We start from the raw sequence: 5,597 nt of genomic DNA, 5'->3' as shown, positions 1-5,597 counted from the left end.
CGGTGGGGGCGCTGGGGGGCTGGCTGATGGGATCCTTTTTGCTCTGGTCGCGGCAATTTTTGACGGAGGAGTTGCGCAACTCGGTGGTGCTGGCGGGGGCGCTGGGGGTGTTTACCCTGGCCCAGTCGCTGCGCTCAGAAGCGGGGCTGATGGCGGTAGTGATGGCGGGCCTGGTGGTGCGGCAGAAGGCGGCCATTGCCGAGCGGAGCGTGCGCCAATTCCATGGCCAGTTGGTGGTGATGGCCATCTCAGTGTTGTTCATCTTGCTCACGTCCACCCTCTCTCTAAAGGCGGTATTTGCTTTGGGCTGGGGAGCGCTGGCCACGGTGCTCTGCCTGATGCTGGTGGTTCGCCCCCTGAGTGTGTGGCTGTGTACCTGGGGCAGTGACCTCAACTGGCGGCAAAAGTTGTTTGTGGCCTGGCTGGCTCCCCGCGGTATTGTGGCGGCATCGGTGGCCTCTCTGTTTGCCATTTTGCTCACCGAGCGAGGCATTACTGGGGGGGATGCCCTCAAGGCGCTGGTGTTTTTGACCATCTCGGTCACGGTGACGGTGCAGGGGCTGACCGCCGCCTGGGTGGCCCGTTGGCTGGGCTTGGATCAGGGCAGTTCTACGGTGATCGTCGGCAACCATCCCCTCGTCAGCCAGTTGGCCCAGTTGATGAGCTCCCTCAACCAGGCGGTGGAGGTGCTGCCGCTGCCGTCGGGATCCCGTCTGCGCGAGCCTGCTGGCCTAGCCCAGCTCAACGGCCACAAGGTCGCCTATGCCCTGGGGGATCCCTCTGGGAGTAATGGAGCCGGTGGAGCTGAAGAGGAAGTTGGCCGGCTGCTGCCGGGATCCCTGCAGGAAGTGGTGCTAAGCGAGTCGGCCCTGTTGAAGGCCGATATTGACCACGCGGAGACGCTGCTGATCCTAACGCTGGATCCGCAGATGAACTGGGCGATTGCCGAGCTGATGGTGAAACTCTCGGTTTCTGCTGCCATCTGGACGGTGTTGCTGCCGGAGATGCCCATCTCAGAAGGGATCCGCGCCCTGCCAATCCCCTTTTCCCAACTGCAGCGCTGGGCCGGCTACCTAGAAGCTAAGCGAGCGGAGCTGCGCTCGATTACCCTGCCCACCTTGGCGGATCTGGGCTTGAAGCCCCCCCAATCGGCGGTGGCCTCGGCCCAGGAGTCGAGCTGGGCAGCGCGTTCAACGCTGCTCAACCCCTTCTCGGCTCAGATGGGGCTGGAGGATCCCGCTCTGGAGCGGCTGCGGGATCAGTTTGCCTACCGCATTAAGGCGGATCTGTGCCTGCCTTTGCTGCTGGTGCGCCCGCAGCGTCTGGGAGGCTGGTTTGGAGAGAAGGGTAAGTCGTCCCAGGTTGGTCGGCTGTTCTACTTGCCGGAGCCAGGCATCTGGCGACGTGGGGATTGCATTTACTACCTAGAGCGGCTTGCCAGCCCTGTAGAGGCCGCTGCTCCCTCTGCCAGAGAGTCGGATCCCTCAGAATGGGATCTGCCCTCAGCGGAGTTACTGCCTCAGTATGTTGAGGGCATTAAGCTCCACTTTGATCTCTAGGAAGGTCGGGGCAGCCAGCGGCCACTGGGGATAAGGGGGCACCCCTGCACCTGCTCAGGCCGGCCCAGGTAAACCCAGGCCGAAGTGCCACTCTCCAGTTGCACCCACTGCCGTCTGTACAGCCGCGGGTGATCCTCCAGCTCGTCTAGGCGGGGCAACAGGCTCAGGGGAATGCGGTAGCGCTCGCCGTAGAGACGGTTGCGGCCAGGAACGGCCATCGGGTAGGGGCCGAGATCGTAGAGATCGATGTGGTTGAGGCTGTCGGTTCCCAAAAACTCTGCTCCTTGCAGCAGACTGTGGTACTGGCCGCCCCGCAGCAGGGATCCGTAGACAAAAACCACGGTCGTTGGTTCCATCGTGCTCTGGGACAGGGAGAATTAGGGGGATTGGGCCAATTTTTGGCCAAGGCGGGGCTCTGAGCCGGCCAGCAGGCGCTCGATGTTGCGCCGATGGGCAGCAATGACATAAACCCCCCCTACCAGGGCAAACAACCCATAGGGCAGAGGCTGACCCAGAGCCCACATTAGCAGCGGCGCCGCCACCGCCGCCAGCAGCGAGCTGAAGGAGACAATGCGGGTAAGGGCGATCCCCAGCAGCCAGACGCCAAAGGTAGCCAGGGCCACCGGCCAAGCCATGGCCAAGAGGATCCCCAGGCTGGTGGCCACTGACTTGCCCCCCCTAAAGCCCAGCCAGCAGGAGCGGCTGTGGCCAACCACTGCCCCCAGGGCCGCTACGACCACCCACCACGGGGATCCCAAAGCCGATCCCAGCGCCACCGCTGCTGCCCCCTTGGCGGCATCCACCAGCAGCACCAGCAGCGCCGGCCCCTTGCCCAGCGTCCGCAACACGTTGGTTGCCCCCGTCGAGCCGGAGCCCGCTTGGCGGAGGTCGATCCCGCCCCACCAACGTCCCACCCAGTAGCCGGTGGGGATGGATCCCAGCAAGTAGCCTCCAAGGGCCGCGAGGAAAGCCAAAAGCCAGGCAGGCATAGGCAGGTCTTGAACGCTCTTTCTCACTTTGCCACAGGGCTTGGGTTACAACTGCTGTCGAATCCGGCCAGGTTGACCTCCCAAGCAAGGCGCGGTTGCACAAAGTGCAAAAGCTGGTGACGAATCTGCTCCAATTGCCAGATGGCCTGGCGGGATCCCTGCACCCAGAAATGCTGCTGCAGATAGTCAATCAGCCACAGTTGCGCCGGCAAGTCGAGAGCGGCCACCGCCCTGGCCAGTTCCAGGGCCTGCCGCAGCGAGGGGGGCCAGCGTCTAAGGTCTTGCAGCAGCGACGGCGGGATCCTTTGCAGGTGCTGGTGGGCCTCCAGCGCCCGTCCGGGGCTGCCTTGGGCCAGGGCAATCAGCTCAGAGCGAGGGATCCCGGGCAGCTCCGGGCAGTTCAAACTAACCAACACCCGCTCTACCTCTGCCGGGCTGAGGCGGCGGAAAGGCACCATCTGGCAGCGGGACAACAGCGTCGGCAGCAGGGAGGCCGCCTGGGGGGCGATGAGAACGATGTGGGCCGGCCCGGGCTCCTCCAGGGTTTTCAGGAGGGCATTGGCCGCACTTTCTGCCAGGGTTTCCGCCCCCTCCAGCACCACCAGCGAACGGCGGGCGCGCATTGGCTTACGGGCAGAGAAGCGGGCCACTCCCTGCACCTGTTCCAGGCGAATTTGCGGCGGGGAGCGCCGCTGCAGAGTTTGCGCCTCCGGGGCCTCCGCTGCTATCAGGCGGCCCTGGTGGAGATAGGTAGGGCTGACCCAGTGGAGGTCGGGATGGGTGCCCGCTAGCAGCCAACGGCAGTTGGAGCACTGGCCGCAAGGGATCCCCGAGCTGGCCTCGCAGAAGAGGGCCCGGGCAAACCAGCGGGCCATCAGCCCTCGCCCCACCCCCTCTGGCCCCAAGAAACAGTAGCTGGAGGTCACCCGCCCCTTTTCCAGAGCAGCCACCAGCAGCCGCGCCGCCAGCTCCTGCCCGACGATGTGCCGGGGGGGCAGAACCTTTACCCCCTCAACCTGGGGCTGGGGCATTGGCAGAATTGCTTACTCCCTGGCAAAGGTCGGCAAGAGAGCCCTGGAGCCGCTGCTTCCTCAACACGCAAAGCTTCATCTCTGCTCCTGCCGTTAGGCCGTGGGATCCAGTCGCATTAAAACTTGACCAAATTCTACCGGCTGGCCGTTGCTCACCAAAATCTCCCTCACCACGCCTGCGGTTTCAGCTTCTATCTCGTTCATCAGCTTCATGGCTTCGATGATACAGAGAGTTTGGCCCTTGTTCACCCGCTGGCCAACCTGCACAAAATCCATCTCTCCAGGGGCAGGAGCGCTGTAGAAGGTGCCCACCATCGGTGCTGTCACCTCTACCCAGTGGCTGGGGGCAGGCTTAGAAGCGCTCTCAGGAGGGGGAGCTTCTGCAGGGGGAGCAGGGGGGGGTGCTGGCGGCGGGGCAGCGGGCGGAGCGGCGGCAGCAGCAAGGCCAGTCGGGATTCCTTTGCGCAGGGTCAGGCGGAAATCCTTGTACTCCAGGGTTAGCTCGGTAACGTCGCTCTCCTGCAGAGCGGCCAGCAGAAGGCGAACTTCCTGCCAATTGACAACATCCAAGGGAACGTTACTCCTGATGCATCACCTGTCCACAACGGCAGCCCAGCGGCGAAGAAGAAGGAGAGCCATCACTCGCGGCCTATATAGGTGTCGGTGCGAGTATCGACACGCACCCGTTCTCCCACCTTGATAAACAGAGGCACCTGGATCTCAGCGCCGGTCTCCAGCTTGGCGGGCTTGGTTCCTCCCGTGGCCGTATCTCCTTTCACGCCGGGATCGGTTTCCACCACTTCCAAGACAACGGTGTTGGGCAGCTCCACATCGATCACCTGCCCCTTCCAGCGCAGGATGGCCACTTCCATGTTCTCTTTCAGGTATTTCACGGCAGAGCCAATTTGGGCAGCACTGAGGGGAGCCTGTTCGTAGGTCTCCATGTCCATGAACACGAAATTGTCCCCTTCTGCGTAGAGATACTGCATATTCACTTTTTCAATAGTGGCGGCAGGCAGCATTTCGCCGGCGCGGAAGGTTTTCTCCACAACGTTGCCGGTCTGCATATTTTTGAGCTTGGTGCGCACAAAAGCCGAGCCCTTGCCAGGTTTCACGTGCAGAAACTCGATTACCTTGTAGGGAGCGCCGTCAATTTCCACAGAGACGCCGGGGCGCAAATCGTTGCTTGAGATCATGTCAGCACAGCGATCCGTTGCTTAGACTTCCCAATCTTACCCCGGCTACGGGGCACTCCGATTCAGCCCTCTGAGATCAACGGGCGGCTGACGTCCGTAAAGAGGCAACACCGTCTGCCAGGGAGGGCGCAAGCCTGCCTGGAAATCGGCGCGGGCTAGTTCCGCCAACGCCAGCACAGGCGCCGGATCTACCCAGTCGGCGGCATCGACGACGAGAGCCTGCGGCCACTGCCGCAGAACCGTCTGCCAAGCAGCTTCCTCCCAGAGCTGATCCGCTACTTCGGCAACCCAATGTTCTGGGCCCACCCGGTACACGCCACCATACTGCTCCCCCCGCTTGGCGTCCATGTGCACCGCCACCGTCAGGGGCTGAGGCGGGGATCCCTGCTCCTGCCAAGCCTGGCGGGCGAGAACCGCCAAGGTCGAGTAGCCAAACACCGGAATGCGCAACTGCTGGCCCAACAACCGCGCCACACTCACCCCCAAACGGCTGCCGGTAAAACTCCCCGGCCCCAAAGCTACAGCGATCCCCGCCATCTGCGACCAGTCCTGGCTGGCTAAGAACTCCCTCAGGCAAGGGTGCAACTGGGCCGCCATCTCCCGATCCAGCCACCAACTCCGGCTGCGGCTCTCCCCCAGCTTCTCCTCCAGCGGCAACAGGGCCAAGCCCAGAACAGGCGTGGTGGTGTGGATCCCTAAAATCCAGCGGGGAACTGACATGGCCTCTCTCAGGATCAAGCGAGGTAGTTGACAGAACTTAACGGATGTTTTAAGGTTGTGTTGTCAATCTTCGCGCTTCCTCAGGGAAGTTTGCCATCATGA

At 62.8% G+C, this 5,597-nt stretch carries 7 protein-coding genes; 1 reads left to right on the top strand and 6 read right to left on the bottom strand.

The window, feature by feature from the left end; translation table 11 throughout:
• A partial coding sequence (locus NW845_RS12175; RefSeq protein ID WP_414378718.1) for a cation:proton antiporter occupies positions 1 to 1,559 on the top strand: 1,559 nt, incomplete at its 5' end.
• On the opposite strand, the gene NW845_RS12170 is transcribed toward NW845_RS12175, so the two are convergent.
• The 6 genes from NW845_RS12170 to tsaB all read right to left on the bottom strand — a co-directional run bounded on the left by NW845_RS12170 (position 1,556) and on the right by tsaB (position 5,495).
• Positions 1,556 to 1,900 (bottom strand): gamma-glutamylcyclotransferase, encoded by a 345-nt coding sequence (locus NW845_RS12170; RefSeq protein ID WP_414372814.1) that lies wholly within the window; start codon positions 1,898 to 1,900, stop codon positions 1,556 to 1,558. The two genes, NW845_RS12175 and NW845_RS12170, sit on opposite strands and share 4 nt — an antisense overlap.
• 36 nt (positions 1,901 to 1,936) lie before the next feature.
• A complete protein-coding gene (gene plsY / locus NW845_RS12165; RefSeq protein WP_414372816.1) occupies positions 1,937 to 2,548 on the bottom strand; it encodes a glycerol-3-phosphate 1-O-acyltransferase PlsY in 612 nt (203 codons plus the stop codon).
• A 23-nt stretch (positions 2,549 to 2,571) separates the two neighbouring features.
• Positions 2,572 to 3,579, bottom strand: coding sequence for a DNA polymerase III subunit delta' (locus NW845_RS12160; RefSeq protein ID WP_414378717.1), 1,008 nt, complete (start codon positions 3,577 to 3,579; stop codon positions 2,572 to 2,574).
• 93 nt (positions 3,580 to 3,672) lie between these two features.
• The gene (gene accB / locus NW845_RS12155) at positions 3,673 to 4,149 is read right to left on the bottom strand and encodes an acetyl-CoA carboxylase biotin carboxyl carrier protein (RefSeq protein WP_414378716.1); all 477 of its coding nucleotides are present in this window, start codon (positions 4,147 to 4,149) and stop codon (positions 3,673 to 3,675) included.
• 68 nt (positions 4,150 to 4,217) lie between these two features.
• Complete coding sequence (efp, locus tag NW845_RS12150; RefSeq protein ID WP_414365625.1) at positions 4,218 to 4,775, bottom strand: elongation factor P; 558 nt, start codon at positions 4,773 to 4,775, stop codon at positions 4,218 to 4,220.
• 45 nt (positions 4,776 to 4,820) lie between these two features.
• Complete coding sequence (gene tsaB, locus NW845_RS12145) at positions 4,821 to 5,495, bottom strand: tRNA (adenosine(37)-N6)-threonylcarbamoyltransferase complex dimerization subunit type 1 TsaB (protein ID WP_414365624.1); 675 nt, start codon at positions 5,493 to 5,495, stop codon at positions 4,821 to 4,823.
• Positions 5,496 to 5,597: the final 102 nt, after the last annotated feature.

Source organism: Synechococcus sp. H60.2, assembly GCF_047462315.1.
In the GTDB taxonomy this organism is placed as follows: domain Bacteria; phylum Cyanobacteriota; class Cyanobacteriia; order Thermostichales; family Thermostichaceae; genus Thermostichus.
Note: the sequence above shows the minus strand (reverse complement) of the source record. Positions and strands in the feature narration are given on the sequence as shown.

Excerpts from the sequence above, each read along its gene's own strand:
- tsaB (WP_414365624.1), bottom strand. The coding sequence starts at position 5,495 with ATGTCAGTTCCCCGCTGGATTTTAGGGATCCACACCACCACGCCTGTT.
- efp (WP_414365625.1), bottom strand. The coding sequence starts at position 4,775 with ATGATCTCAAGCAACGATTTGCGCCCCGGCGTCTCTGTGGAAATTGAC.
- NW845_RS12160 (WP_414378717.1), bottom strand. The coding sequence starts at position 3,579 with ATGCCCCAGCCCCAGGTTGAGGGGGTAAAGGTTCTGCCCCCCCGGCAC.
- plsY (WP_414372816.1), bottom strand. The coding sequence starts at position 2,548 with ATGCCTGCCTGGCTTTTGGCTTTCCTCGCGGCCCTTGGAGGCTACTTG.